Origin of the sequence: Chitinimonas viridis (assembly GCF_030409555.1) — a bacterium.
Lineage (GTDB): Bacteria > Pseudomonadota > Gammaproteobacteria > Burkholderiales > Chitinimonadaceae > Chitinimonas > Chitinimonas viridis.
The window spans coordinates 152,348-177,296 of record NZ_JAUFPU010000002.1 but is presented as its reverse complement, the minus strand read 5'-3'; the positions used below and the strand labels follow the sequence as shown (position 1 = coordinate 177,296).

Below are 24,949 nucleotides of genomic sequence, written 5' to 3'. Positions count from 1 at the left end.
TGATGCGGCGTCGTGCCGCCCTGGCGGTCGCTAGCCTGCTACTGGGATTCGTCTTGACGGCGGGCCTGGACGCTTGGCGCGCCCGCCATATGGAGAGCCTTGCCTTCAGCCATTTTCAGGGCGAGGCGATAGAGCGGGTGTCCAATGCCGAGTACGGCATGCGGCGTGCGCAAGAAGGCATCGAGGGCATGCGTGCCCTGTTCAAACTCAATCCCGATCCCTCACCCGAGCAGTTCACCCTGCTGGCTTCGGCGCTGCAGCGCACGCCGGGGGTGGATACCCTGCTGGCCGCCGAGCCGGTAGGCGGCGAAGCCAGGGCGGGCTTCGAGGCGCGCTGGCGCCGGCTCTACCCGGATTTTTCCCTGCGTTTCCGCAATGCCTTGGGGCAGCAGGTGCGCTCACCCGCGCGGCGTGACTACCTGCCCATCGTCTATGGCGCCCTGTCGGTGCCGTCGCAGTTCAGCATAGGGCTGGATCTGGCGGCAGACCGGCAACTGGCGCCCACCTTGTCGCGCCTGCCAGTGCATGAGGTGCGACTGTCTGCGCCTTACCGCGCGGCAGGAGGGCGAGTGGCCGCCCTGCTGCTGGGCTGGCAGGGCGAGGAGCAACCCCCGCGCCTCTTGGGGCTGGCCATTACCCCGGCTGACGTGGCCTTGAGCCTGCCGCAGAGCAAGGCCATCCAGGATGTCTGGTTCGATGTGACCGACCCCACCCGGGCCGAACCGCTTTACCCGGCCGAACTCAACAACGCCGCGCTGCCATTGCGTCTGCTGGCCAGCCGCGATGTCAGCCTGGGCGGGCGGCAGTGGCGGCTGGAGGCCAGGCTGGTGGAATCAGCCCTGGCAGAAGCCCGCACGCAGGGCCGCGAGCCCTTGCTGCTGCTGGGGGGGCTGCTGTCCTTGCTAGCGGCGGCGCTGGCGATGCGCAAGGTCAACCCGGATGAAACCGAGCTGAGCCCGCTGGAGCTGGAGAACCGCAGCCTGCAGCAGGAACTCAACCGTGCCCGCACTGCAGCCAGCGAGGCACGGCGTGATGGCCTGCGCTTGCAGACCATACTGGACACCACCAGCGAGGCCATTGTCCTGATCGACGACCAGGGCCGCATCGAGCGCTTCAACCGGGCGGCGGAGCGGCTGTTCGGCTATGAGATGGATGCCGTGCTAGGGCTCAATATCGGCATGTTGCTGCCCTCGGTGCAACGCAGCCGGGGCGACGAATTGCCGACCTTGCGGCTGGACCAGGAGCGGCTGCTGGGCAGCCGCGAGTTGCTGGGGCAGAAAAAGGATGGTGCCGCCTTCCCGGTCGAGCTGTCACTCAGCCAGTTCACCCTGGGCGACAGCCATTATTTTGTCGGGGTGATCCGTGATGTCAGCGACCGGCGCCGGGCCGAGCGCATGTTGTTCGAGAGCGAATACAAGCACCGGGCCATTCTCGACGCCGCCCATATCGGCATCTATGTGCTGCAGGACGACCAGCTGCGTTATGTAAACCCGGCCTTTGCCGCCTATTTTGGCCACAACCCGGTCGATCTGATCGAGCGCCGCAGCTTGTACGACCTGATTGCCAGTGCCTGGCGCGAGGCGCTGGCGGTGGCGATCTCGCCCGAGCGCTCGGGCGGCAAGCCGACCGAGGTACTGATGCAGCGCCCCGACGGCAGTCGTTTCTATGCCCTCATCACGGCCAAGCCCATCCTGTTCGACAATCGCCCAGGGCTGGCGGGCTCGCTGCTCGATATCAGTGAACGCAAGGCGGCTGAAGAGGCCATGCTGCGGGCTGAAATCCGCAATGTGGCGATTCTGGAGGCCATTCCCGACCTGATGCTGCAGCTCAACAACACCGGCGTGGTGGTGGATTGCCGGGGCCGTGCCGGCAGCGGTGAATTCGGTTTGTCGCGCGAGGTGGTGGGCCAACATTACCGCAGGCTGCCAGGCGAGTTTGCCATCAAGCTGGATTTTGCCCTGACCGACGGTTGGCCCGCCCGGGTGCGCAGTTTCGAATACAGCCTGCCCCTGGGCGACGGCGACCGCCAGTTTGAAGCGCGTGTCACCCCCGCCAGCGAGGGCGAGTGGCTGGTCATGCTGCGTGATATCAGCGACCGCAAGCAGATCGAGGCTGAGCTGATACGCCACCGCGACCACCTGGCCGACCTGGTGCGCGAGCGTACCGCTGAGCTCAATACCCTGTTCACCGCCAGCCCGCTGCCCACGGTATTCCTCGGCCAGCGCAACATACTGGAGGTCAACGCCGCCTTCGAGCTGCTGTTCGGCTATACCCGCTCTGCCCTGATAGGCCAATCCATCCGCATGCTGTTTGCAGATGAAGGGGCGTTCGAGCGGCTATCAAACGAGGCCTACCTGCCCATGGTGGGGGGCAGCGTGGTCACCCTGGAAGTCCGCTACCGGGCGGCAGATGGCCGGCTGGTGCTGTGCGAGGCATTCGGTAAGGCCATCGACCCGGCAGACCCGCTGGCGGGCTCCATCTGGATCTACCAGGACATCGGCGAACGGCGGGCCGGCGAAGAGGCCATGCGGGTGGCCAAGGATCTGGCCGAGGCGGCGAATATGGCCAAATCGGAATTCCTGGCCAATATGTCGCATGAGCTGCGCACACCCATGCACGCCGTATTGAGTTTTGCCGAGTTGGGCGAGCGGCGTGCTACCGATGTGGCGCCAGACAAGCTGGCCCACTACTTTGGTCGCATACGCCAAAGCGGCCAGCGTCTGCTGCAGATATTGAATGACCTGCTCGACCTCTCCAAGCTGGAGGCCGGCAAGATGACCTACGACATGCAGCCGTTGGAGCTGCCGCCCATCGTGCGCGAGGTGGCCAGCGAATTCATTCCCCTGGCGCGCGATCGCGGCCTGCGCATCCATATCACCCTGGTGGACGATCTGCCACGGGTGAAGGGGGATTCCCTGCGGCTGATACAGGTGCTGCGCAATCTGGTGTCCAATGCCGTCAAGTTCAGCCCCGAGGGCGGGAATGTCACCCTCAGCGCCTGGCAGGAAGGCGGCTGCATACAGCTAGCCGTGGATGACGAGGGCGTGGGCGTGCCGCCGGACGAGCTGGCCACCATCTTCGACAAGTTCATCCAGAGCTCCAAGACCAAGACCGGCGCTGGCGGCACCGGCCTGGGCCTGGCCATCTCGCGCGAGATCATCGAAGCCCACGGTGGCGGCATACGGGCTGAGAACCGGCCTGATGGTGGCGCGCGTTTTGTGGTGAGCCTGTTGATTGCAAATCCCGCACTACAATGGGAAGTAGACTATTCCGCTGTACGCAGCGGACCAGGAGGAAATCCATGACCGGTAGCAACAAACCCCAGCCTACCCTGCTGCTCGTCGATGACGAGCCCTTCAATCTGGAAATCCTGGCCGAACACCTGACCGAAGCCGGCTATGCCGTCGAGTTGGCATCGGATGGCGAAGAAGCATGGAACTGGCTGACCCGTGCCGGCGACAGCTTCGATGCCGTGCTGCTGGACCGCATGATGCCCGGCCTCAATGGCATGGAGGTGCTCAAGCGCATGCAGGCCCACCCGCAGCTATCGGGCCTGCCGGTGGTGATGCAGACGGCAGTTGGCTCGCCCGAGGCCGTGCGCGAGGGCATGGAGGCGGGCGCCTACTATTACCTGACCAAACCTTTCGAGCGCGACATGCTGCTGGCGATTGTGGCTGCTGCGGTAGCACAGCATCGCGCCCGCCGTTCGGTCAAGCAGGCCGCTGCCCAGCCACTCGATGGCCTAGCCATGCTCTGCGAGGCCCGCTTCCAGCTGGGCACCCTGGATGAAGCACAACGGGTCGCAGCCTTGCTGGGCAAGCTGACGCCAGCGCCAGAGCGTACCGTGCTGGGCCTGACCGAGCTGATCGTCAATGCCATCGAGCATGGCAATCTGGGCGTGGGCTATGCCGAGAAGAAAGCCATGATGCAGTCTGGCCGCTGGCGCGAGGAAATAGAGGCCCTGCAACAGCAGCCCGAGCATGTGAACAAACGGGTGAAGATTGTAGCCCGCCGGCAGGACGGCAGATTGCTTGTGGAGATCGAAGACGAAGGCGATGGCTTTGACTGGAATCGCTTCCTCGACTTCGACCCCGCCCGCGCATTCGATCCCAATGGCCGAGGCATCTCCATGGCCCGCGCCATGAGCTTTGAATCGCTGGCCTACCAGGGCGCCGGCAATGTGGTGATTGCCACCATCCTGCTGGCACCGCCGGAACAGGTGGCGGGCGGGCTTTGAGTGGGGCGTGGTGTCAGCGGGTAGTGCTTAACTGAGCTTCTAACTGACTAGGGCTGGGCGTGGGCTGGGATTTCCCTGCTTTTGGCAGGAGTGGGGTGTGCCTTGAATTGTGGATTGGCAAGCCGAGTTGCATTGCGATATAGCAACGCGGATGTGAAGATTCCTAAACGTGGAAAAGTCGCTACAACACTACAGCGGCATAAACAAATAGGGAGGATGCATGGCTCAATCGACACCACAGGCCGCTATTTTGGACGAACAGGGCCACCGACTTCTTGCACTGCTGGTTCAAATGCTGCCTAAAGTCAAACCCAATGACCCCAGAACGTTTGTCGGCTACAAGCAAGTCCACGAAACACTAAAGCTTCCTCAGCTGGGAGATACCTTTGGCGTAAGCCTTCAGAAACAAGGGCTGAACTCTCTCGCTGCATGGACTGCTAAAGCCGGCAAACCCGGCATCACTGGCTTAATTATCGATAAGGACAAACTTACGCCTGGACCTGGCTACTACAAGCTATTTGGCAAGGATCAGGACGATGCCAACTGGTGGTTGACTGAAATCCAGAACGCTAAAGACTTCGATTGGACCCCGTACTTGGCGGGTAATGAAGCCCAAAGTGACGATACTACCGACAACAGCTGGAGCCGCGATGAGTTGCTTGCATCTGTTGCTGCCTACTTGGATATGCAACAACTAGAGCGAGCCGGAACCCAATTCATCAAGAAGAAGTACTACGAAGAACTCGCAGGAAAGTTCGGCAGGACAGTAAAGTCATTCGAGTACCGGATGCAGAACATTTCATATGTTCTATCTCTCATGGGACGCGACTGGTTGTCAGGTCTGAAGCCTGCCAAAAATGTTGGTGCCAACGTTGCGGCGCAGATCGAGGAACTGATTGCCGAGGTAGAGGGCAAGCAAATAATACCCATAGTAGCTTTCGAAATTGCCGTTCGCGAAGACGTTAAAAGGAAGCAACTGCCCCAGCCGCTAGGAAGTCGCGATCCCAAAACAACAACGTCCACAGTAACACAATATCAACGCGACCCATCTGTGAAGGCTTGGGTGCTTAAACAAGCTAATGGCATTTGCGAGTGCTGTGATCAACAAGCTCCATTTGCTGGCTCAGATGGTCTTCCTTATCTCGAAGTCCATCACGTTCGAAAGCTTGCAGAGCAGGGAACGGATACTACCAGCAATGCTGTCGCCGTATGCCCGAACTGCCATCGCGAACTTCACTGTGGAGAACAAGCTAAGAATCTGGTCGAAAAATTGTATTCGCAAGTTGTACGACTGATTCGAGAGTAGTTGCTATGACCCCCGGCACTTATCAACTTACTCTCTTTGATAATACGCTGAATGCCTCGTTGAAGCTTTGGCTAAGTTTGAAGACGGTGACGTCGGCGAATTGAAGGCGGGCCTCATCCAGGCCTGTGCCAGTACCGCCGCTTGATCTCCCGCCAGCGGCTCACCGCTAACCCGTTCGGTGCAAAGTCCAGCCGTACCGCACCATCCACATCGCTGCGCAGTACCTTGGCACCTGCGGCTTGATAGCGTGCCACCACGGCGGGTCTGGGATGGCGGAAATGGTTGCGATAGCCTGCCGTGGCGATGGCCAGGCGGGGTGATACGGCATCGATAAAGGCAGGGCTGGAGGCGGTGTCCGAGCCGTGGTGCGGTATCACCAGCACGTCGGCGGTCAGGTCCTGCGCCTGCCCGACCAGCAGGGCTTCTTCCTTCATACCGATATCTCCGGGCAGCAACAGGCTGCCACCCGGCCCGCTGATCCTGAGTACACAGCTGCTGGCGTTATCGCCGCCTACCATGCTGCCAGCCGTTTGTGGGTGCAGCATGGCGAACCGTATGCCATCCCATACCCACTGCTGGCCAGCCCGGCAGGGTAGGTGAGGCGGAATGGGGCGGCCTGCGGGCAGCTTGTTGGCGGCCAGTGCAGTGCCGACGATGCGGTTGACACCGACCTCCTGCAGCACCAGTGCGGCACCGCCGGTGTGGTCGCCATCGTTATGGCTCAATACCAAGGCGTCCAGCGTCTTGATGCCGCTGGCGCGCAGGGCCGATGGCACGGTACGGCCACCTCCGCCCTCGGGGCCGGTATCGAACAGCAGCGCATGCCGGGGAGTCTCTACCAGCACGGCCAAGCCCTGGCCCACGTCATAGACGGTGGCGCGGAAGTGGCCTTGCGGCATTGCTTGGTGCAAGGGCAGCAGCAGGGGCAGGAGCAAGGCGCAGCAGGCCGGTTTGCCCGGTGCGCCCCGTGGCAACAGCAGCAGGGCCGTGGCCAGGGCGGCGGGCAGTATCAGCCAGCCTGCCGGGGCTGCCTGGGTCCATTGCAGGCGGCTTTCTGCAAGCGGCGAGATCAGCCAGAGGGTTTGGGTCAGCAGCCAGTGGGCCAGTTGCAGCAACAGGCCTGTAGGGTCCAGCGCACCCAGCAGGGCCAGCGGGGTAACGACGCTGCTGATCAGGGGTATCGCGATGGCGTTGGCCAGAGGCGAGGCCAGTGGCAATTGCTGGAACAGCAGGAGTAGCAGTGGCAACGAGCCCAGCGTGGCGGCCCATTGCACTGTCCCCCATTGCAGCAATCGCTGGCGCCAGCCCTGCGAATGGCCGTGTCGGCCAGACAGTGCCCAGAGCATGGCCCCCACGGTCAGATAAGACAGCCAGAAACCTGCAGACAGCACCGCCCAGGGGTCGAGCAGCACCGTGGTGCCCAGTGCCAGGGTCCAGATGGTGGAGATGGACAGCGCACGATGGCTGGCCAGGGCGATGGCCGCCACTACCAGCATGTAGAGCGTACGTTGGGTCGGCACCGAAAAACCGGCCAACACGCTATAGGCCAATGCCCCCGCCACGGCGGCGATCAGGGCGGCCTTGCGGGCGGGCAGTTGCAAGGTGAGACGGGCGGAGCGTCGCCACAGCCAGCCGACGGCGGCACCGAGCAGGCCGGCGACCAGGGTGACATGCAGGCCGGAGATGCTGACCAGATGGGTAATGCCGGTCTGCCTGAACAGGCGCCATTGATCCTGGCTGATGCCGGACTGCTCGCCGATGACCAGGGCGACAATCACGCCGGCAAAGGGCTGCTCTGGCAACTGCTGCTGTATGCGCTGCGCCAGCCAGGCGCGGCTGCGGTGCAGCAGCGAGCCGGGGCCTTGGTCATGGGCATCCAGCAGGCTACGGCTGCGCTTGGCGATGCTGCCGGTGGCACCTATGCCTTCACCCAGCAGCCAGGCCTGGTAGTCGAAGCTGCCGGGGTTCAGGCTGCCATGGGGGCGCTTGAGCCGCACGGTCAGGCGCCAGCGTTCGCCTGCATGCCAGTCTTGGGCGGGGCGGGCGTAGTCGTTCAGCAGCAACAAGGCCGGCACCCCGGGCGGTGCCTGCTCCACCGCAAAGCGCAGGCGCGGGCCGTACTGGCTGGGCTGGGGCAGGCCGGCCACCACGCCCTCGATCTGCAACGGCTTGAGTTCCAGGCTGCTTGGCAGTTGCTGCGCCAGCCTGATATCGGCCCGCCAGGTGGCGTAGCTGGCACCCAGCCCCAAGGCAGCCAGCAGGCATAGGCCTATTCGCCAGCGCGGCTGACGCCAGGCCCAGGCCGCAGCCACGGCGGCTAGCAGCAGGCCCGGCCATAGCGGCGGCAAGGCTGCCTGAAACTGCAGCCAGACGACACCCGCCACGAATGCGATAATGACCAGCCGCATGGCTCTCCTTGTACGGCCGGTATCGGCCCAGACCCTATCCTATGCTGCCCCCATTGTTTTGTTCCAGTTCCGAGCGCCATGACCATGCCCAGCAGTTGGCGGCGCACTACGGTTTTGTGCTGCTTGATGCCTTGCCAGAGCAAGGCCACGCCCTGGTGCTGGATGCCCACAGGCTGGCCTTGTGCAGCCTGGGTAAGGGCGCACCGGGCCCGGTCTTTGTGGATTTTGTGGGTGGAGCGGCAGATTGGCGGCGCAAGCATGGCGGTGGACGGGGTCAGGGCGTGGCCAAGGCTTGCGGCCTGAAGGGCGGTAGCACCCCGCATGTGCTGGATGCCACGGCTGGCCTGGGTCGGGATGCCTTTGTGCTGGCCTCGTTGGGCTGCCAGGTAGACATGCTGGAGCGCTCGCCGGTGGCGGCCAGTTTGCTGGCCGATGGCTTGCTGCGGGCACAGGACAGCGATGAGGTGGCCGCCATTGCCAGCCGCATGCGCCTGCACCACGGCATGGCCAGCGAGTTGATGCAGGCCTGGTCGGCCGACCGGCCCGAGGTGATCTATCTGGACCCGATGTTCCCGGAGACCAAAACCAAATCGGCGCTGTCCAAGAAAGAGATGCAGACCTTTCAGCAGGTAGTGGGGGCTGATGCAGATGCCGATGCCTTGCTGCTGCCGGCAAGAGCACTGGCAACCGGCCGGGTAGTGGTGAAGCGGCCGCGCCATGCGCCGCTGCTGGCAGGCGCCAAGCCCAGCTATAGCCTGGAGGGCGATAGTGTGCGGTTTGATATCTACCTAGGGTAAGTCCTAATAGGGACGTATCCTGTGTCCACGGTCTGTGTCGTTGCTCGCCATCTGGCATTTATTGATTATTTAAATCAATGGCTTATTGTTTTTCTGGCGCGGTGGAGACGGCCTCGCCAGGGCGAGAGGCGCGGGGCAAAACCGGCGCTGCCGGGCTGGCCGGCCCGGGCCGATGGTGGGCTGCGGCAAAGCAGCGTGCATCTGTAGTCTGCCACGATTAGACTACGCGCGACCCAGGCACCGGCACCCCGGTGGCACTACCAGAAAATGACCGCCAAGCGCGGCGTGGAGACATCAGCATGGCTATCAGCGTTTTTGATCTGTTCAAGGTCGGCATCGGGCCGTCCAGCTCTCACACCGTAGGCCCCATGCGTGCAGCGAGGCAGTTCATGCAGCGGGTGGAGCGCGAAGGCCTGCTGTCCAAGGTGGCCAGTATACGGGCTGAGCTATATGGCTCGCTCGGGGCTACCGGCAAGGGCCACGGCTCGGATACCGCAGTGATACTGGGCCTGCTGGGTGAGGAGCCGCAGCTGGTGGATACCGATCAGGTACCCGCCATGGTGGCAGCCATACGCGCCAGCAAGCGGCTCAAGTTGCTGGGTAGCCAGGAGATTGAGTTCGACGAGCCGCTGCATCTGGTACTGCACAAGCGCAAGACCCTGCCATACCACCCCAACGGCATGATCTTCAGTGCCTACGACGCCGAGGGCAGCGAGTTGGAGCGGCGTGCGTATTACTCGGTGGGGGGCGGCTTTGTGGTGGATGAGCACGCGGTGGAAGGCGGTTTCACCCCGCCGACGGCCGAGGTGCTGACACATCCCTTTACCACCGGCGCGCAGCTGCTGGCGCTGGCCGAGCGCCATGGCAAGCCTATCAGCCAGTTGATGCTGGAGAACGAACTGGCCTGGCGCAGCGAGGCCGAAGTCAGGACCAAGCTGCTGGATATCTGGCAGGTCATGCATGCCTGTGTAGAGCGTGGCTGCCGTACCGAAGGCATCCTGCCCGGTGGCATGAAGGTGAAGCGCCGCGCCTATGATATGTACCGGCAACTGGCCGGCAAGCCCGAGGCGGCACTTCGTGATCCGCTGACAGTGCTGGACTGGGTCAACCTCTACGCCCTGGCTGTCAACGAGGAAAACGCCGGTGGTGGCCGGGTTGTGACGGCGCCTACCAATGGGGCGGCGGGCATCGTGCCGGCCGTGTTGCACTATTACGTGAATTTCGTGCCGGGTGCCAACGAAGACGGCATAGTCCGCTTCCTGCTCACCGCAGGCGCCATCGGCATCCTGTTCAAGACCAATGCCTCCATCTCCGGTGCCGAGGTCGGCTGCCAGGGCGAGGTGGGCTCGGCCTGCTCCATGGCGGCAGGCGCCCTGTGCGAAGTGCTGGGCGGTACGCCAGCACAGGTGGAGAACGCTGCCGAGATCGGCATGGAACACAATCTGGGCCTGACCTGCGACCCGGTGGGTGGCTTGGTGCAAGTGCCCTGTATCGAACGCAATGCCATGGCGTCGATCAAGGCCATCAATGCGGCGCGCATGGCCTTGCGCGGCGACGGCACGCACTATATCTCGCTGGATCGGGTGATACGCACCATGCGCGATACCGGGCGCGACATGCATGTGAAGTACAAGGAAACCGCACGAGGCGGCCTCGCCATCGACATCGTTGAAGTGCCGGTCAACGTCGTGGAATGCTGACCAGGCGGTTCGCAGCCGGTGGGGCCTGCATTTCATTCCCGTCTGGCGGTAACCCAGGCCATTGCTGGCGCTGACTGTCGCGGAAGCACTGCAGCGCCGGCCAGCTTTGATAAGCTGGAGCCTGCTTGATCAACAAAGGGGAGCAAACACCATGTCACAAGTCCTATTGCCCGACGAGGCCGAACGTTCAATGAAGAATCTGGTGCTGGCAGTCTATATCCTGCTGGCCGTCTCCTTGATGACCGCCATACCTACTGGCCTGATCGGCGTCATCATTGCCTACGTCAAGCGTGACGAAGCCAGGGGAACCTGGCTGGCCGAGCACTTCCGCTGGCAGATCGAGATATTCTGGTACTCGCTGGCAGGCTGTATCCTCGCCAGCCTGCTGTTTGTCACCCTGATCGGTATTCCGCTGGCCATCATCGTGGGTGCTGGTACCTGGCTGTGGATGGTCTACCGTCTGGTCAAGGGCTTCCTGCGCCTGAACGACAACCGGGAGCCTCAAGCTTGAGGGTAGTGCTGCAGCGCGTCAGCGAAGCCGCCGTGGCGGTCGACGGCCAGACCGTCGGCCGCATCGGCCCCGGTCTCCTGTTACTGGTGGGGGCCGAGGCCGATGATGGCGAGGCTGACATCGGCTGGCTGGTACAGAAGCTCTGCAAGCTGCGGGTGTTTGGCGACGAGCAGGGGGTGATGAACTGTTCCCTGCTCGATGTCGGTGGGGAGGTGCTGGCTGTCAGCCAGTTCACCCTGTTTGCCAGCGTCAAGAAAGGCAACCGCCCCTCCTGGAGCCGCGCTGCGCCGGGGCCGGTATCGCAGCCGCTGTTCGACCGCTTTGTCGCAGCCCTGTCCCTGGCATTGGGGAAACCCGTCCCCACAGGCGTGTTTGGCGCCGACATGCAGGTCAGCCTAGTCAATGACGGCCCAGTCACGCTGATGCTGGATAGCCGCGCGCCCGAGTAACCTCTCACACCGCCTGACCGCCGGCGCTTGCTGCAGACCATGGCGGCGCTGGCGGTAAACACCCGTTGACGTTGCGGGCGTAGTTGTAATACATTGCAGACCTTGGCGCCGATTTGACCCTCAGCTTGCGGGCGCTTGATAAATGCGGCTAAAGCGTGGTCAGCGTCAAGGCGGTCCAGTACCGCATGCGCTCCAACCCGCTAGCCTCAGGCAGCGGGTTTTTTGTTTTCCAGACCAGGCGTGTGCCTGGCACTGTGCAGCCTAGACAGCAGTAAACGCGCCGATTTAATCGACAACTTGCGGGGCGCGTGACGGTAAGCCGTCGAACCTAACCCGCTAAAGCGACGCCCGGTGGCCGGGCACGCTGTCGTAACACGCTTCTGGAGCCCACCATGTTTGATTGTCTCGATACCTCCGCGTCCGCTTACAGCACCTACGGTAATGACCGCGCCGTCTTGCACGACGCCACCATTGATGCCCGCACCGTGTCGCAACAACTGGCACGCCGCCATGCTGGCCGCAACTGGCTACGCCTGAGCGCAGACAAGGGCCAGCAGACCTTGCTGGCCAAGGCGCGTGAGGTAGCACTGTATTTTGAGGCTCAAATAGAGCGTCTGCCGGATGGCAGCCTGCTGATACTGGACCTGACCCTGAACGAGACCCTGGCACTGAGCGAGCGCTTTGGCCGGGAGCTGGCCCTGGAAGCCAGTATTGCCGGGCAGGGCCACTACAGCTAAGTCCTTCTGCCTTTGCACCGTCACGGGGCGCTTGAGCCAAGGCGGGCTAGAATGGAAGACCGTGTTTGCAGATCCGGTTTGCCCCATGCCCTTGAAACGCCTTACTACGCCAGCCATCAAGACTGAAGCCGCCGCGCTCTGGCAATTGGCCTGGCCCATGCTGATAGGCCAGTTGGCTACTGTTGGCATGGCCGTGGCCGATGTGGCCATGGCTGGCCATGCCAGTGCCGAGGATCTGGCGGCAGTGTCGCTGGGTGCCTCGGTCTGGTCCATCATCATCGTGACCCTGATGGGGGTCATGATGTCGGTCAATCCTACCGTGGCCCACCACGTGGGGGCGGAAGAGCATCACCTGATACCGCATGTGGTGCGGCAGGCGCTGTGGAAAGCCTTGGGTGTGGGCGTGGTGGCCTTGCTGGCAGCCCAGGCCTCGGCCTTGATTTTCGATGTGATGCAGCTGGACCCCGCCGTGCGCGACATGGCCAAGGCCTTTGTGCAGGTGACCAGCTTTGCCCTGCCTGCCTTCGCCTGCTACCGCGTGCTGTATGGCTACAGTGCCAGCCTCAACGAGACCAAGCCCATGATGGTGATTGCCCTGTTGGCACTGGGCATCAATATCCTGCTCAACTGGTTGCTGATCTACGGCAAGTTTGGCCTGCCCAGATTGGGCGGTGTGGGGTGTGCCTGGGCCACGCTGGTTTGCGTCTGGTTTAACCTGCTTGCGCTGCTGTGGTGGATGAAACGGTCGCCGGTCTATCGGCAGACTTGGCCGTTTACCCGCTACGAGGCGCCGCACGGGCCGGAGATACGCAAACTGTTGCAGATAGGCCTGCCCATAGGTGTGACCTATTTCGCCGAGTCCAGCGCCTTTGGCCTTATCGCCCTGCTGGTGGCCGAGTTCGGCGCTGCTGAGGTGGCGGCGCACCAGATTGCCCTGAACTTTTCATCGCTGGTGTTCATGGTGCCGCTGAGTCTGAGCGTGGCCTTGATCACCCGCATAGGCCACGCCCTGGGCGAAGGCGATCCGGCCGCGGCGCGCTTCAGGGCCTGGGTGGGGGTAGGGGTGTCGCTGGCTTTTGCCATGGTTTCAGCCACCTTTATTGCCCTGTTCAACCACCAGATTGCGGCTGCCTACACCAGCGATGCCGCCGTGGCGGCGACGGCGGCCCATTTGCTGATCTTTGCCGCGCTGTTCCAGCTGTCCGATGCCACCCAGGTATCGACCAGTTCAGCCATCCGGGGCTACAAGGTGACCCGCCCGCCCATGGTCATCCACATGGCGGCCTTCTGGGGGTTCTCATTGCCGCTGGGCTGCATACTGGGCTTGGCGCCAGACTGGCTGCCGTGGCGTCAGGAGCCGATGGCAGCGCAAGGATTCTGGATATCGCTGGTGGTGGGGCTGACCGTGGCAGCGCTGGGATTGACCTGGTTCCTGGATCGTCTTTCGCGGAGCCGCCTGTTACGGCATGCGCCATAGCAAAACAAAAGGCCCGTGAGGGCCTTTTGTTTTGGGGGGTGCAGCAAGCCTGCAACCGTCAATACATGGTCATGACCAGATGGCTGCCCAGTACCTTGCCACTTTCGTCGACGGCCACCATGCTGAAGCCATTGCCGATGTCACGCACCAGCAGCTTGTCGCCTTTTTCCAGGCCACCGTAGTCGTGGGTGGACTTGGTACGGCTATCCGATGAGGCACCTACGCTGCCCACGCCGGTGCTGATGGACCAGGAGGTCTTGAGGGTGTTGTAGCCGCTGGTAAGGGCGGCGGTATCGCCCGCCATCACCACCGATGCCTTGGACGTGCTGTGCTCGTAGTAGGTGCCGGTGTTGGAAGCGCAGCCAAAGCTGCCCGTGCGGCGTGCACCTTTGTTGAAGATGGCGGTGTTGCTGCCGTTGACCTGCTTGACCAGCAGAAAGTCTTCGGTATCCAGATTGCCGCCTACTTCAACCAGATCGTGGTGCTTGAAACCATAGTCACCATAGGTGCTGACAAAGCCATAGCCCTTGTTAGGGTCGAAATTGGCTACGGTCTGTCCCTTCAGATAGGGGTTGTCGGCCTGCAGTGCGGTCTTGGCCCACACCACGGTGAAGTTGGTCCAGACATTGGTGACAGTCCAGTCGGACAGTGACTTGGTGGCAACATCGCTGAGGCCACCATATTCCACGCCGTCCACCATCCGGGTAGAAGCCTGGATATGCTCGGAGAAAGTGTCGGAAAGCTGGTAGACCTGCTTGCTGCAACGACTTTGCGAGGCCAGGGTCAGGGTGGCTGGGTCATAGACAAAGCTCAGGCTGACCGGGTCCCACTTGAAACGCAGGCTGTAATTACCGTAGCCGGGTACGTGGAGATTGTTGACCTGCAGGCTGTCCTTGCCCGCAAACTGCACTGCGGCGCCGGTACTGTCGATGGCGATGTCGGCAGCCGCAGTCAGACTGGTGGCCAGGCAAAGTACTGCGGTTATCTTGTTGAACTGCATACGGCATCCTCCTTATTAGATGAGGCACGTATCTTAGCCTTATGTCGTCATCATTGGAGGCGCATTGAAGTGTGAATATGACACTTAACTGGCGCAAGCAACAAAGCTGTTTGTGGCTACATTGATGCGGTTTTCAGCCTGTGGATAAGTTACTGGGGTGGCGGCATGGACCTCCCTTGCCGCCACGACTTTCCATCAGTCGGTCAGTCCCTGGAACAGGGCGGTCGACAGATAACGTTCGCCAAAGGACGGGATGATCACCACAATCAGCTTGCCGGCATGCTCTGGCCTGGCGGCCACCTGCAGGGCGGCCCAGACGGCGGCGCCGGAGCTGATGCCGACCAGCAGGCCTTCTTCAGTGGCCATGCGCCGCGCGGTGGCAAAGGCATGCTCGTTGGCCACGCGGATGACTTCGTCGTAGCTGCTGGTATTGAGTACGGCCGGTACAAACCCTGCGCCTATGCCCTGTATGGGGTGGGGCCCCTTGGCGCCGCCGCTCAGTACCGGGCTGGCATCGGGTTCCACTGCAATGGCCTTGAAACCGGGCTTGCGGCCCTTGATGACCTCGGCCACGCCAGTAATGGTGCCGCCGGTGCCCACGCCTGATACCAGGATATCGACCTGGCCATCCGTATCGTTCCAGATTTCCTCAGCCGTGGTTTCGCGATGGATCTTGGGGTTGGCAGGGTTCTCGAACTGCTGTGGCATATACCAGCCATTGCTTTCGGCCAGTTCCCTGGCCTTGTTGACAGCACCGGTCATGCCTTCCGGCCCCGGCGTCAGCACCAGCTCGGCACCATAGCCACGCAGCAGGGCACGCCGCTCCTTGGACATGGTTTCGGGCATGGTCAGCACACAGCGGTAGCCCCGGGCAGCGCACACCATGGCCAGGCCTATGCCGGTGTTGCCCGATGTAGGCTCCACCAGCGTGGCGCCCGGCTTGAGTGCGCCGCTGGCCTCGGCGGTGTTGACCATGCTGACGGCGATACGGTCCTTCACACTGTGCGAGGGATTGAAGAACTCCAGTTTGGCGACCACACGTGCCCCCAGGCCTTGGGTGACACGGTTGAGCTGCACCAGCGGGGTGTGGCCTATCAGTTGGGTAATATCGTGGGCAATGCGCATGGAGGACTCCTGTAGGGGTAAGTGGCGGCCACTTGATGATCGGGCGGGCGCCTGCCTGGTGCGTGATTTTAGGCCAGCGACCGGGCAGGGATACAATAAGCTTGCAAGCCAGTTGGCGCGCTTGGGGAGGAATGCGCTTGCGTGTTGTTTACCATGGCTGCGCTGTAGATGGATATGCCAGTTGTATCAATGCTTTACTGCTGCCTGGGTGCAGCACTTGCCTGAATGAGAAGCACCATGAAGATATATACCGTGGGTGGCGCAGTGCGCGACCAGATGCTGGGTTTACCGGTCAAGGATCGCGATTACGTGGTCGTAGGCGCCACCCCTGACGAGATGCTGGCGCAGGGCTACAAGCCGGTGGGCAAGGATTTCCCGGTGTTTCTGCATCCCACGAGCCATGCCGAGTACGCGTTGGCCCGCACTGAACGCAAGTCCGGCCACGGCTACAAGGGCTTTACCGTGTATGCCGCAGCCGATGTGACGCTGGAGGATGACCTGGCCCGGCGCGACCTGACCATCAACGCCATGGCCGAGGACGAGGATGGCGAGCTGGTGGACCCCTATGGCGGCCAGGATGACCTGGCCCGCAGGCTGCTTAGGCATGTGGGGCCGGCTTTTGTGGAGGACCCGGTACGGATACTGCGGCTGGCCCGCTTTGCGGCGCGCTTCGGTTTTGAAGTGGCACCCGAGACCATGAAGCTGTGCCGCGAGATGGTTACCATGGGCGAAGTGGATCATCTGGTGCCTGAGCGGGTGTGGGCCGAGATGGCCAAGGGCCTGATGGAGGCGCAGCCATCGCGGATGCTGATGGTGTTGCGTGAGTGCGGTGCATTGGCGAGGCTGATGCCAGCACTGGACGCCTTGTTTGGCGTACCCCAGCCTGCCCAGTGGCACCCAGAGATCGATACCGGCGACCATGCCATGCGGGTGCTGGACTACGCTGCCAGCCAGGGCTGGCCGCTGGATACCCGCTATGCCGCCCTTTGCCACGACCTGGGCAAGGGCACGACGCCCGAGGCGGAATGGCCCCGCCATATCGGGCATGAGGAGCGGGGAGTGGCCCTGGTGGAGCAGCTGTCGGAACGCCTGCGCGCACCCAATGATTGCCGGGATCTGGCTTTGATGGTGTGCCGCGAGCATGGCCTGGTGCACAAGGCCCAGGAACTGCGCCCCGCCACCGTGATGGAACTGCTGGCCCGTTGCGATGCCCTACGCAAACCGGAGCGCTTTGCCCGTATGCTGGATGCTTGCGTGGCAGATGCCCGTGGCCGACCCACCTTCGAGACGGCAGCCTACCCCCAGCATGCCTACCTGCTGGCTTGCCGCGATGCCGCCGCCGCTGTGGATGCAGGCGCTTTGGCGGCAGCCACCGAGGACAAGGCGCAGATACCAGAGGTGGTACGACAGGCGCGTATTGCCGCCATAGCCGAACTGCGAAAATCGGCCGAGGCAGCTTGACGGCGAGCGGCGCCGCCTGAATAAAAACGTATGGGAGAGGGAGGAGTAGACGATGAAGCTGCTGGCGGTTTGGGTAATCAATGCGCTTAGTCTGTTGCTGGTAGCGTATCTGCTGCCTGGCATCAAGGTAGACAGCTTTCTGTCGGCACTCTGGATTGCGCTGGTACTGGGGTTGGTCAACCTGCTGATACGGCCGGTACTGCTTTTGCTGACGCTGCCGGTCAACTTTCTGACCCTGGGCTTGTTCACCCTGGTGATCAACGGTTTTTGCTTCTGGCTGGTGGCCGAGGTGCTGAAGAGTTTCGCCGTTAGCAGCTTTGCCATGGCCATAGTCGGCGCTGTGGTGTACAGCGTGTTCTGCTGGCTGGCAACGCGGCTGTTCTTTGAGAAGGACTGACAGCATGCCCGTGCTGACCATCAGCAGTCTGCCGGTCGAGGCCGATATCCCCGGCATCCTGGCCGAGCTGAACCAGGAACTGGCCGCCGTGTTTCAATGCGAGCCACAGCATGTCTGGTCCTGCTGGCATGTGCTGCAGCCGGGCCATTATGCGGTCGGTGGGCAGGTGGCGCAGTCGCAGCCGGTGGATAGCCATTCTCCGCTGGTGCGGCTGCTGGCCTTCGAGGGCCGGCCTGCCGAGACCAGGGAGGCCGCCATGCGGCTGACCGCTGCATGCTTGGAGCGCGCATTGTCGCTGGCGCCCGGCAATGTCTTTGTCGAGTATGTCGAAGGTCGTGCCGGCTATATCCTCGATGGTGGCAACATCGTCGAGCACCGTTGATCCTTGCGGGAACCACCATGCCACTCCATCGCCTACCCGCCACGCTGATGCGGGGCGGCACCTCCAAGGGGGTGTTCATTCGTGCGGATGCCTTGCCTGCCGATATCACACTGCGCGACCGCCTGCTCAGCCGGTTGATAGGTAGCCCCGACCCCTATGGCCGGCAGATCGATGGCCTGGGAACCGGGATATCGTCCACCAGCAAGGTGGCGCTGATCAGTACCTCTCGCCAGCCAGGTTGTGATGTGGACTATCTGTTCGGCCACATCGCAGTGGATAGCGGGGAGATAGACTGGTCGGGTAGTTGCGGCAACCTGTCGGCCGCTGTCGCGCCGTTTGCCTTGTTGGAGGGGCTGGTGGCGGGGCCGCATGATGGTGTGGCCACGGTACGTATCTGGCAGGTAAACACCGGCAAGGTGATCGTGGCCGAGGTGGCAATGCGAGATGGCCTGCCATGCCAGGAGGGGGATTTCGGCATGGATGGCGTTGCCTTTACCGGGGCGCCGCAGCAGTTGGTGTTTCTGGACCCGGCCGGCGGGGCATCGGGCGCTTTGTTTCCCACCGGCCGTCGTATCGACAAGCTGAGATTGAACCCGCAGCGCGAGATCGACGCCACGCTCATCGACGCTGGCAACCCCCTGGTGATACTGCGGGCTGCCGATTTGGGGCTGACCGGCCTGGAGCAGCCGCAGGACGTCAACACCGATGCCAGCCTGCTGGCGCAGCTGGAGTCGCTGCGCGCCCAGGCTGCCGTGGCCATGGGGCTGGCGGCAACGCCCGCCCAGGCCAGCCGTGAACGACCCAGCAATCCCAAGCTGTGCTGGATCGCCCCGCCGGCCGGGTTTACCGCCGCCGATGGCAGGGTGTTTGAGGCCAGCCAGCTGGATCTGCTGGCCCGTATTGTTTCCATGGGCAAGCTGCACCACGGCTTCACCGGCACCGGCACCATAGCGCTGGCAGCGGCAGCGGCCTTGCCCGGCACGCTGGTCAGTGACTTGCTGGGCCAGCCCTTGATATCTCGCCCCTTGTGCTTTGGTCACCCCAGTGGGGCGAACCAGATAGTCACCGTGCTGGACGGTGAACAGGTGGTGGCCTCCCGCCTGACCCGCAGCGCCCGCGTATTGATGCGCGGCGAGGCCTGGGTGCCACTGACTGATTGAACTGGATACCTATATGACTGCTGCAAACCCCTTGTTTTATCTGCATACCCCGAATAACGGCGAACGCTGGCAAGCCTTGTTTGCGGCCGAGCTACCGGATTTCGATGTTGTTGCGGCGCCTGCCGAGGTCGACCCGGCCCGCGTACAGTACCTTGCCACCTGGCGACCACCCGAAGGCCTGTTTGGTCGCTTTGCCAACTTGCGCGCCGTGTTCGCCCTGGGGGCGGGCATAGACCGCTTTCTGCAGCGCAGCGACCTGGCCCCTGGGGTGGCGCTGGTGCGGTTGACCGATGCCGGCATGGCGCAGCAGATGTGCGAATACGTGCTGGCCGGGGTGTTGCGCTACCAGCGCGACCTGGATCGTTATGCCCGCCAGCAGGCGGACGCACAATGGCAGCCGCTACCGGGCAGGGCCGCAGCCGACCTGCGTGTGACGGTGCTGGGCCTGGGCGAGATCGGTGGTGCAGTCGCCCGTACCCTGGCCTTGCTGGGCTATGCGGTGGCCGGTTGGAGCCGCAGCCCGCGCGAGCTGGCAGGTGTGCGCTGCCTGCATGGCTGGGACACCCTGCCCACCCTGCTGGCCGCAACCGATGTGCTGGTCAACCTGCTGCCCAACACCCCCGAAACCCATGGTCTGCTCAACCATGAGCGCCTGGCCGGCTTACCCAAGGGCGCTGCCCTGATCAATGCCGGGCGCGGCGAGCAGCTGGAAGAATCGGCACTGCTGGCCTTGCTGGATGCAGGCCATCTGCGAGGGGCACAGCTTGATGTATTGGGCCAGGAGCCACCCGGCAAGGAACACCCGTTCTGGCACCACCCGGCTATCGTGCTGACGCCGCATATTGCGGCCGCCACGCTGCCTGGCCCATCGGCCCGCCAGGTGGCCGGCAAGTTGCGCGCACTGTTGCGTGGTGAGACGGTGCCCGGCCTGGTGGAACGCGAGCGCGCATACTGAGAGTCTGCTACGGACTTCAGTCAGGGCTGGGCGGTGAGGGCCGGGTGGGCGCCAAGTTAACCCCGGCGCTCCACACGCAAAAAAAGGGGCGCACAAGGCGCCCCGAGCAGGGAGTTACAGAGAAATCAATCGGTGTATCAGTTGCGTACAACGGCTGCGGTGACAGGCGGGGCCGTGACGGCGCTGAGCATCAGTTGGCCATCCTCTACCGGGATACGGTTGCTGGTGGGCGGCTGCGCCATCCGGATCACCGCCAGTTTGTCGTCCAGGCGGTATTGCACGTCGTAGCCGCGCAGCTTGTCTTCGGTACGCAGCACGGTCTTGCAGCGTTGCTCGCTATGGCTGACGTGGTCTTTTTCCTGCATGTTCTTCTGTATGCGATTACCGGCGTAGCCACCGCCCAGCACGCCGATCACGGTGGCGGCTTTCTTGCCATTGCCTCCGCCTACCTGGCTACCTAGCGCGCCACCCAGCACACCGCCGATGACGGTGCCGGCAATCCGGTGTTCATCCTTGACCTTGGCCTGGCGACTGACCTGCACCTGCTGGCAAACCTGCACGGGCACCTTGACGGTCTCGTGTACTGCAGCGACCTGGACGACGTCAGCGTAATCCGGTCCCTTGATTGCCTGGTAGCCGGCGGCGGCGCCCAGTGACAGCGCAGCGGTGCCGCCGATGACTATCCCGGTGAGCATGGATTTGTTCATCCCGCATTGCTCCATCACTTTGGCTGATGGGGGCATTGTGACCATGGCTGGCTGAATGCAAGCTGAACTGATTATGACAAATGAAACAAGGCGATAGGGATATCGCCTTGTATTGATTGAGATTGCTTGAGATCTACGTTGTGGGCTGGGTTGTTATACACAGAGTGGCCGCGGGGGCGCAGGCAAGCACCGGTCGCGGGCAAGGCAAGGTTTAACGCTTGCGCCCACCGACGATGGAGCCCAGCACACCACGCAGTATCTGCCTGCCGACCTCGTTCGCCATGGTGCGTGCCATGCTCTTGGCCGCGCTCTGTACTACTCCATCATGCTGGCCGCCACGCGGGCCGGTACGGCCAAACAGGAAAGCGCCTAATCCATCAAGCAGGCCACCGCCCTCTGTTTCGGCAGGTGCAGCCTGGCTGGGCGACCCCGGCTTGGCCGGCGCGGCGCCATCCTTGCTGCCGCGTAGCTTCTCGTAGGCCGATTCCCTGTCCTCAGCAGCTTCATAATGGCCAGCCAGTAACGAGTTGGCGATCAGGGCCTGGCGCTCTGCCGGGCTCAGTGGGCCGAGCCGGCAGGCCGGCGGCACCACGAAGGCGCGCTCGACCACACTGGGGCTGCCCTTGGCGTCCAGGAACGACACCAGCGCCTCGCCTACACCCAGTTCCATGATGGCCGCTTCGGCATTGAAGGCCGGGTTGGCACGCAGGGTTTCTGCGGCCACCTTGACGGCCTTCTGGTCGCGCGGGGTAAAAGCACGCAAGGCATGCTGCACCCGGTTGCCCAGCTGACCCAGCACGGTCTCGGGTATGTCCAGCGGGTTCTGGGTGACAAAGTACACGCCCACCCCCTTGGAGCGTATCAACCTGACCACCTGTTCTACCTTCTCGACCAGGGCGGGCGGTGCATCGCTGAATAGCAGGTGAGCCTCGTCGAAAAAGAACACCAGCTTGGGTTTATCGAGATCGCCGGCCTCGGGTAACTGCTCGAACAGTTCGGACAGCAGCCACAGCAGGAAGGTGGAATACAGCTTGGGCGCATTGGTGAGCTTATCGGCAGCCAGGATGTTGACGACACCATGACCCTGGCCATCGGTCTGCATCAGGTCGGCGATATCGAGCATGGGCTCACCAAAGAACTTGTCGCCGCCCTGGGTCTCCAGTGTCAGCAAGCCGCGCTGGATGGCCCCCACGCTGGCGGCCGAGATATTGCCGTATTCGGTGGTGAATTGTTTGGCGTTCTCACCCACGTACTGCACCATGGCGCGCAGGTCTTTCAGATCTATCAGCAGCAGGCTGTTGTCGTCGGCAATCTTGAAAATCAGCTGCAGCACACCGGCTTGCACCTCGTTGAGGTTGAGCAGGCGGCCCAGCAGCAACGGCCCCATGTCCGAGATGGTGGCGCGCACCGGGTGGCCGGCCTCGCCATAGACATCCCACAACATGGCAGGGCAGGCGGCGTAGTCCAGCTGCATTTCCAGCTGCGCCAGCCGGGCTGACAGCTTGGGGTTGTCGCTGCCGGCGGCGGCAATACCGGCCAGATCGCCCTTCACATCGGCCATGAATACCGGCACACCTGCCCGCGAGAAACCCTCTGCCATGCGCTGCAGGGTCACCGTCTTGCCGGTCCCGGTGGCGCCGGTAATCAGGCCATGGCGGTTGGCCAGGGCGGGCAGTATCTCAATGGGCGTGGGGCCGGCTTTGGCGATCAGCAGGGCTGCGGTCATGGGATGTCCTGTAGAAAAGTATGTGCAGGGGGCAAGCATGCCCGCCTGGGCAATTACACTACCACGCCACCCCGACGGCAAGCCATGTCGATGGCCCGGGCTGGCGTATGCGACGCTGGGGCGAAAAAATCATGAACAGGCTCTAAACTGCAAGGCAACTGCCCCAGCATGCCGAGGTTGCATTGTTATGACCGGTCGTTACCTGCCACGCGTTGACACCAGGGCAACGGTGCACAGTCTGTGCCTGCTCGCAGGCCTGTTGCTGGCGGCCATGCCAGCCCTTGCTGCGGATGAACCTTGCAAGCAGTTGCTGATCTCGGGCAACCCCGAATACCCACCCTATCTGTGGCGCGACCCGGCTGACGAGAGCCGCCTGATAGGCGCCAATGCCGAAATGATGCAGCTGCTGAGCAAGGAAATTGGCGTGCCGGTGAGCGTCAAATATGCCGGCCCCTGGGGCCGTGTGCAGGAGGAAACCCGTCATGGCAAGGTGGACATGATCGCCGGCGCCTTCTTTACCCTGCCCAGGCTGGAGTACATGGACTACTTTCAGCCGCCCATCGCCACCACCCGCACCGTGATCTGGACCCAGGACACCAAGGGTATCAAGTACCGCAAGTGGTCGGACCTGAGCAGGCTCAAGGGTATTACCGTCATCAACAACAGCTTTGGCGAAGCCTTCGATACCTATGCCAAGAAGCACCTGGATATCTACAAGGTAGCCAGCGTGGAGAGCGCACTCAAGATGCTGGGGCTGGGGCGGGCCGATTACGTCATCTACGAGGAAGCCCCCGGCCTTGCCTATGCCGCCAAGCTTGGGGTGCGCGGGCTCAAGGCGGCGACTGTGCCCATCACCAATGAAGATCTGTTCCTGACCCTGTCGCACAAGTCGGTCTGCAATACCGGCGAGATGCGCGGGCGCATTGCGCGCGCCATGCACAAGCTGGCACAGGACAAGGTGATGGAGGAATTGCTGGCACGCAATATCCAGTTGTGGCGCAAGCAGGCTGACTAGCGGGCCGCTGCCGGGAACAGGCCTATCGGCGAGACACTTAGGGCAATAGTCCGCACCAGCTTGAGCTGCCAGGGGGAATGCAGCCCAAGCACTGTGCCGCTCTTCAGCTAGCGACCTTGGCCAAACAGCGCTGGTATCGCCAATCCACACGCTTGGCAAACCACTCGGTGGTCAGCTTGCGGGTGATCTTGGGGCTCGATAGCCGTATCTGTGGTGAGATGGCACGGGGCAGGGGTTTGCTGGCGGCATTGTCCGCCAGGGCAAACAAGCGCTGGTAAAGGGGGCTCTGGCCGAAGTTGCTGGTTTTTTCCAGCAGCAGGTCGCGCTCTATCTCGGCTGGGCTGAGTTTGAGCTTGCCGGCCAGGGGGCGGATGGCTTCCAGCGTGCTGCTGGGCTGTTTGCTGGGGCGGCCAGCACTGTAGCGCAGCAGGTCGCCGTCCAGGTCTATCTTACGCTTGCTGAGCTTGGCGACGGCTGCCTGGAAAGCCGCATTGCGGCTGGAATAGCGGCCGGCGTTATAGTCGGCGAAACGGAAGAACAAGGTATCGTAAGGCGCCTGGTAGTGCAGCAGGTTGGCAATGCCGAAGTAGATGCCGCCACGGCGGGTAAATACTTCACGGCGCATACTTTCCCTGACCGGGTAAGGATAAGGCCAGGCGCGGGCGTGGCTGGTGGCAAAGTCGATGCTGACCTGCATGGGGCCGCCGGTGCGTACCGGATTCTGGCTGCTGAGCGAGACGCCGAAACTCTCGGCTTCGGCCGACATTTCCTCATACAGCAGATTCATCTCGCGCTCGGTGCGGAGTTTGTCTATGCGACTGCGAAAACTCTGGCCGTTGCTGGACTTGACCTTGAGTGCGGCGGTCACCAAGGGCATGGGGATGCCTTTTTCGTCGGCCTTCAGTTCTATCTGCTTCCACACCATCTTGCCCAGCCCGGGCACCACCGGGTCGGCCTCCCAGCTGGATTCCTGCTCAATGACCGAGGTGGCGGAGCAGAAATACTCGGCGGTATAGGGTATGCGCAGGGCTTCGAAGGCGGCAAAGATATCGTTGCTCCAGCCGGCCCTGTCCTTGATCTTGTCCGGCATCAGCCGGTTCAGCAGGGCGCGGCCCTGCTTGGGGTTGCTCCAGGCTGGTGCCGTGGCGGCCGGCGCGGTGGGTGCCACCACATCGGGCCTTGCCGGCGGCGGTGGCGGCATAGGCGGAGCCTGGGCAATGGCTGGCTCGTTGCTGACAGCCGGCTGTGCCGTCACGACGGGGGCCGGCGCTTGCTGGGGATCGAGGGTGCTGGCGCAGGCGGCCAGCAAGAGGCTGGACAGCAGGGCGGTATAGAGACGCAAAGTGGACACGTTGGCTGCTAGCTAAAGATAAATGCAGGCGCATCCTACGATATGCCA

21 protein-coding genes are annotated in these 24,949 nt (G+C 62.7%); 15 read left to right on the top strand and 6 right to left on the bottom strand.

Translation table 11 applies throughout. The features are described 5' to 3' along the window. The first annotated feature begins 2 nt into the window (after positions 1–2). The 3 genes from QWZ03_RS02330 to QWZ03_RS02320 all read left to right on the top strand — a co-directional run bounded on the left by QWZ03_RS02330 (position 3) and on the right by QWZ03_RS02320 (position 5,543). A complete protein-coding gene (locus QWZ03_RS02330) occupies positions 3–3,305 on the top strand; it encodes a PAS domain S-box protein (RefSeq protein ID WP_290331253.1) in 3,303 nt (1,100 codons plus the stop codon). After that, positions 3,302–4,237, top strand: a complete 936-nt coding sequence (locus QWZ03_RS02325) for a response regulator (protein WP_290331252.1) — start codon at positions 3,302–3,304, stop codon at positions 4,235–4,237. The genes QWZ03_RS02330 and QWZ03_RS02325 overlap by 4 nt, the downstream gene beginning before the upstream one ends. 220 nt (positions 4,238–4,457) lie before the next feature. After that, a complete protein-coding gene (locus tag QWZ03_RS02320; RefSeq protein ID WP_290331251.1) occupies positions 4,458–5,543 on the top strand; it encodes an HNH endonuclease in 1,086 nt (361 codons plus the stop codon). 113 nt (positions 5,544–5,656) lie between these two features. Here the strand turns inward: QWZ03_RS02320 and QWZ03_RS02315 are convergent, their stop codons facing one another. Further along, entirely contained in the window at positions 5,657–7,951 is a 2,295-nt protein-coding gene (locus tag QWZ03_RS02315; RefSeq protein ID WP_290331250.1) for a DNA internalization-related competence protein ComEC/Rec2, read from the bottom strand. 41 nt (positions 7,952–7,992) lie between these two features. Here QWZ03_RS02315 and QWZ03_RS02310 point away from each other — a divergent pair, with 41 nt between their 5' ends. The 6 genes from QWZ03_RS02310 (at position 7,993) to QWZ03_RS02285 (ending at position 13,622) form a co-directional block, all read left to right on the top strand. Further along, positions 7,993–8,748 (top strand): class I SAM-dependent methyltransferase, encoded by a 756-nt coding sequence (locus QWZ03_RS02310; protein WP_290331249.1) that lies wholly within the window; start codon positions 7,993–7,995, stop codon positions 8,746–8,748. Positions 8,749–9,047: 299 nt separating this feature from the next. Beyond that, complete coding sequence (locus QWZ03_RS02305) at positions 9,048–10,448, top strand: L-serine ammonia-lyase (protein WP_290331248.1); 1,401 nt, start codon at positions 9,048–9,050, stop codon at positions 10,446–10,448. Positions 10,449–10,599: 151 nt separating this feature from the next. Then, positions 10,600–10,959, top strand: a complete 360-nt coding sequence (locus tag QWZ03_RS02300; protein WP_284194522.1) for a DUF4870 family protein — start codon at positions 10,600–10,602, stop codon at positions 10,957–10,959. Further along, positions 10,956–11,408: a D-aminoacyl-tRNA deacylase gene (gene dtd / locus QWZ03_RS02295; protein WP_284194521.1), complete on the top strand. Its 453-nt coding sequence runs from the start codon at positions 10,956–10,958 to the stop codon at positions 11,406–11,408. The genes QWZ03_RS02300 and dtd overlap by 4 nt, the downstream gene beginning before the upstream one ends. 392 nt (positions 11,409–11,800) lie before the next feature. Next, positions 11,801–12,145: a hypothetical protein gene (locus QWZ03_RS02290; RefSeq protein ID WP_290331247.1), complete on the top strand. Its 345-nt coding sequence runs from the start codon at positions 11,801–11,803 to the stop codon at positions 12,143–12,145. Positions 12,146–12,230: 85 nt separating this feature from the next. Next, positions 12,231–13,622, top strand: a complete 1,392-nt coding sequence (locus QWZ03_RS02285) for an MATE family efflux transporter (protein WP_290331246.1) — start codon at positions 12,231–12,233, stop codon at positions 13,620–13,622. A gap of 58 nt (positions 13,623–13,680) precedes the next feature. Here the strand turns inward: QWZ03_RS02285 and QWZ03_RS02280 are convergent, their stop codons facing one another. Both QWZ03_RS02280 and cysK read right to left on the bottom strand, forming a co-directional pair. Then, on the bottom strand, positions 13,681–14,622 hold the full coding sequence (locus QWZ03_RS02280; protein ID WP_290331245.1) for a hypothetical protein: 942 nt from the start codon (positions 14,620–14,622) through the stop codon (positions 13,681–13,683). Positions 14,623–14,817: 195 nt separating this feature from the next. Beyond that, positions 14,818–15,747, bottom strand: a complete 930-nt coding sequence (cysK, locus tag QWZ03_RS02275; RefSeq protein ID WP_290331244.1) for a cysteine synthase A — start codon at positions 15,745–15,747, stop codon at positions 14,818–14,820. A gap of 237 nt (positions 15,748–15,984) precedes the next feature. On the opposite strand from cysK, the gene QWZ03_RS02270 reads away from it, so the two are divergent. From QWZ03_RS02270 to QWZ03_RS02250, 5 genes are read left to right on the top strand one after another with little or no spacing between them, the layout of a single operon-like run. Further along, on the top strand, positions 15,985–17,208 hold the full coding sequence (locus tag QWZ03_RS02270) for a multifunctional CCA addition/repair protein (protein WP_290331243.1): 1,224 nt from the start codon (positions 15,985–15,987) through the stop codon (positions 17,206–17,208). Positions 17,209–17,260: 52 nt separating this feature from the next. Continuing rightward, the gene (locus QWZ03_RS02265; protein WP_290331242.1) at positions 17,261–17,605 is read left to right on the top strand and encodes a phage holin family protein; all 345 of its coding nucleotides are present in this window, start codon (positions 17,261–17,263) and stop codon (positions 17,603–17,605) included. A 4-nt stretch (positions 17,606–17,609) separates the two neighbouring features. After that, the gene (locus QWZ03_RS02260) at positions 17,610–17,987 is read left to right on the top strand and encodes a tautomerase family protein (RefSeq protein WP_284194514.1); all 378 of its coding nucleotides are present in this window, start codon (positions 17,610–17,612) and stop codon (positions 17,985–17,987) included. 17 nt (positions 17,988–18,004) lie between these two features. Further along, complete coding sequence (locus QWZ03_RS02255; RefSeq protein ID WP_290331241.1) at positions 18,005–19,147, top strand: 2-methylaconitate cis-trans isomerase PrpF family protein; 1,143 nt, start codon at positions 18,005–18,007, stop codon at positions 19,145–19,147. 13 nt (positions 19,148–19,160) lie between these two features. Then, positions 19,161–20,102 carry a 2-hydroxyacid dehydrogenase gene (locus QWZ03_RS02250; RefSeq protein WP_290331240.1) on the top strand — a complete coding sequence of 314 codons (942 nt, stop codon included), beginning with the start codon at positions 19,161–19,163 and terminating at the stop codon, positions 20,100–20,102. A 137-nt stretch (positions 20,103–20,239) separates the two neighbouring features. Here QWZ03_RS02250 and QWZ03_RS02245 read toward each other — a convergent pair whose 3' ends face one another. Then, the gene (locus QWZ03_RS02245; protein WP_290331239.1) at positions 20,240–20,809 is read right to left on the bottom strand and encodes a glycine zipper 2TM domain-containing protein; all 570 of its coding nucleotides are present in this window, start codon (positions 20,807–20,809) and stop codon (positions 20,240–20,242) included. A gap of 211 nt (positions 20,810–21,020) precedes the next feature. Next, positions 21,021–22,535 (bottom strand): helicase HerA-like domain-containing protein, encoded by a 1,515-nt coding sequence (locus tag QWZ03_RS02240; protein ID WP_290331238.1) that lies wholly within the window; start codon positions 22,533–22,535, stop codon positions 21,021–21,023. 187 nt (positions 22,536–22,722) lie between these two features. Between QWZ03_RS02240 and QWZ03_RS02235 the strand changes: the two genes are divergently transcribed. Next, positions 22,723–23,550: a substrate-binding periplasmic protein gene (locus QWZ03_RS02235; RefSeq protein WP_284194509.1), complete on the top strand. Its 828-nt coding sequence runs from the start codon at positions 22,723–22,725 to the stop codon at positions 23,548–23,550. Positions 23,551–23,653: 103 nt separating this feature from the next. On the opposite strand, the gene QWZ03_RS02230 is transcribed toward QWZ03_RS02235, so the two are convergent. Beyond that, positions 23,654–24,901, bottom strand: a complete 1,248-nt coding sequence (locus QWZ03_RS02230) for a DUF1615 domain-containing protein (RefSeq protein WP_290331237.1) — start codon at positions 24,899–24,901, stop codon at positions 23,654–23,656. Between the last annotated feature and the right edge of the window lie 48 nt (positions 24,902–24,949).

Bases quoted from the DNA above. Each gene is read 5' to 3' on its own strand.
- QWZ03_RS02260 (WP_284194514.1), top strand. From the start codon at position 17,610: ATGCCCGTGCTGACCATCAGCAGTCTGCCGGTCGAGGCCGATATCCCC.
- QWZ03_RS02250 (WP_290331240.1), top strand. From the start codon at position 19,161: ATGACTGCTGCAAACCCCTTGTTTTATCTGCATACCCCGAATAACGGC.
- QWZ03_RS02235 (WP_284194509.1), top strand. From the start codon at position 22,723: ATGACCGGTCGTTACCTGCCACGCGTTGACACCAGGGCAACGGTGCAC.
- QWZ03_RS02320 (WP_290331251.1), top strand. From the start codon at position 4,458: ATGGCTCAATCGACACCACAGGCCGCTATTTTGGACGAACAGGGCCAC.
- QWZ03_RS02255 (WP_290331241.1), top strand. From the start codon at position 18,005: ATGCCACTCCATCGCCTACCCGCCACGCTGATGCGGGGCGGCACCTCC.
- QWZ03_RS02325 (WP_290331252.1), top strand. From the start codon at position 3,302: ATGACCGGTAGCAACAAACCCCAGCCTACCCTGCTGCTCGTCGATGAC.
- QWZ03_RS02270 (WP_290331243.1), top strand. From the start codon at position 15,985: ATGAAGATATATACCGTGGGTGGCGCAGTGCGCGACCAGATGCTGGGT.
- QWZ03_RS02245 (WP_290331239.1), bottom strand. From the start codon at position 20,809: ATGAACAAATCCATGCTCACCGGGATAGTCATCGGCGGCACCGCTGCG.
- QWZ03_RS02285 (WP_290331246.1), top strand. From the start codon at position 12,231: ATGCCCTTGAAACGCCTTACTACGCCAGCCATCAAGACTGAAGCCGCC.
- QWZ03_RS02300 (WP_284194522.1), top strand. From the start codon at position 10,600: ATGTCACAAGTCCTATTGCCCGACGAGGCCGAACGTTCAATGAAGAAT.
- QWZ03_RS02305 (WP_290331248.1), top strand. From the start codon at position 9,048: ATGGCTATCAGCGTTTTTGATCTGTTCAAGGTCGGCATCGGGCCGTCC.
- QWZ03_RS02330 (WP_290331253.1), top strand. From the start codon at position 3: ATGCGGCGTCGTGCCGCCCTGGCGGTCGCTAGCCTGCTACTGGGATTC.
- QWZ03_RS02310 (WP_290331249.1), top strand. From the start codon at position 7,993: ATGCTGCCCCCATTGTTTTGTTCCAGTTCCGAGCGCCATGACCATGCC.
- QWZ03_RS02315 (WP_290331250.1), bottom strand. From the start codon at position 7,951: ATGCGGCTGGTCATTATCGCATTCGTGGCGGGTGTCGTCTGGCTGCAG.
- cysK (WP_290331244.1), bottom strand. From the start codon at position 15,747: ATGCGCATTGCCCACGATATTACCCAACTGATAGGCCACACCCCGCTG.
- QWZ03_RS02265 (WP_290331242.1), top strand. From the start codon at position 17,261: ATGAAGCTGCTGGCGGTTTGGGTAATCAATGCGCTTAGTCTGTTGCTG.
- QWZ03_RS02290 (WP_290331247.1), top strand. From the start codon at position 11,801: ATGTTTGATTGTCTCGATACCTCCGCGTCCGCTTACAGCACCTACGGT.
- QWZ03_RS02280 (WP_290331245.1), bottom strand. From the start codon at position 14,622: ATGCAGTTCAACAAGATAACCGCAGTACTTTGCCTGGCCACCAGTCTG.
- QWZ03_RS02240 (WP_290331238.1), bottom strand. From the start codon at position 22,535: ATGACCGCAGCCCTGCTGATCGCCAAAGCCGGCCCCACGCCCATTGAG.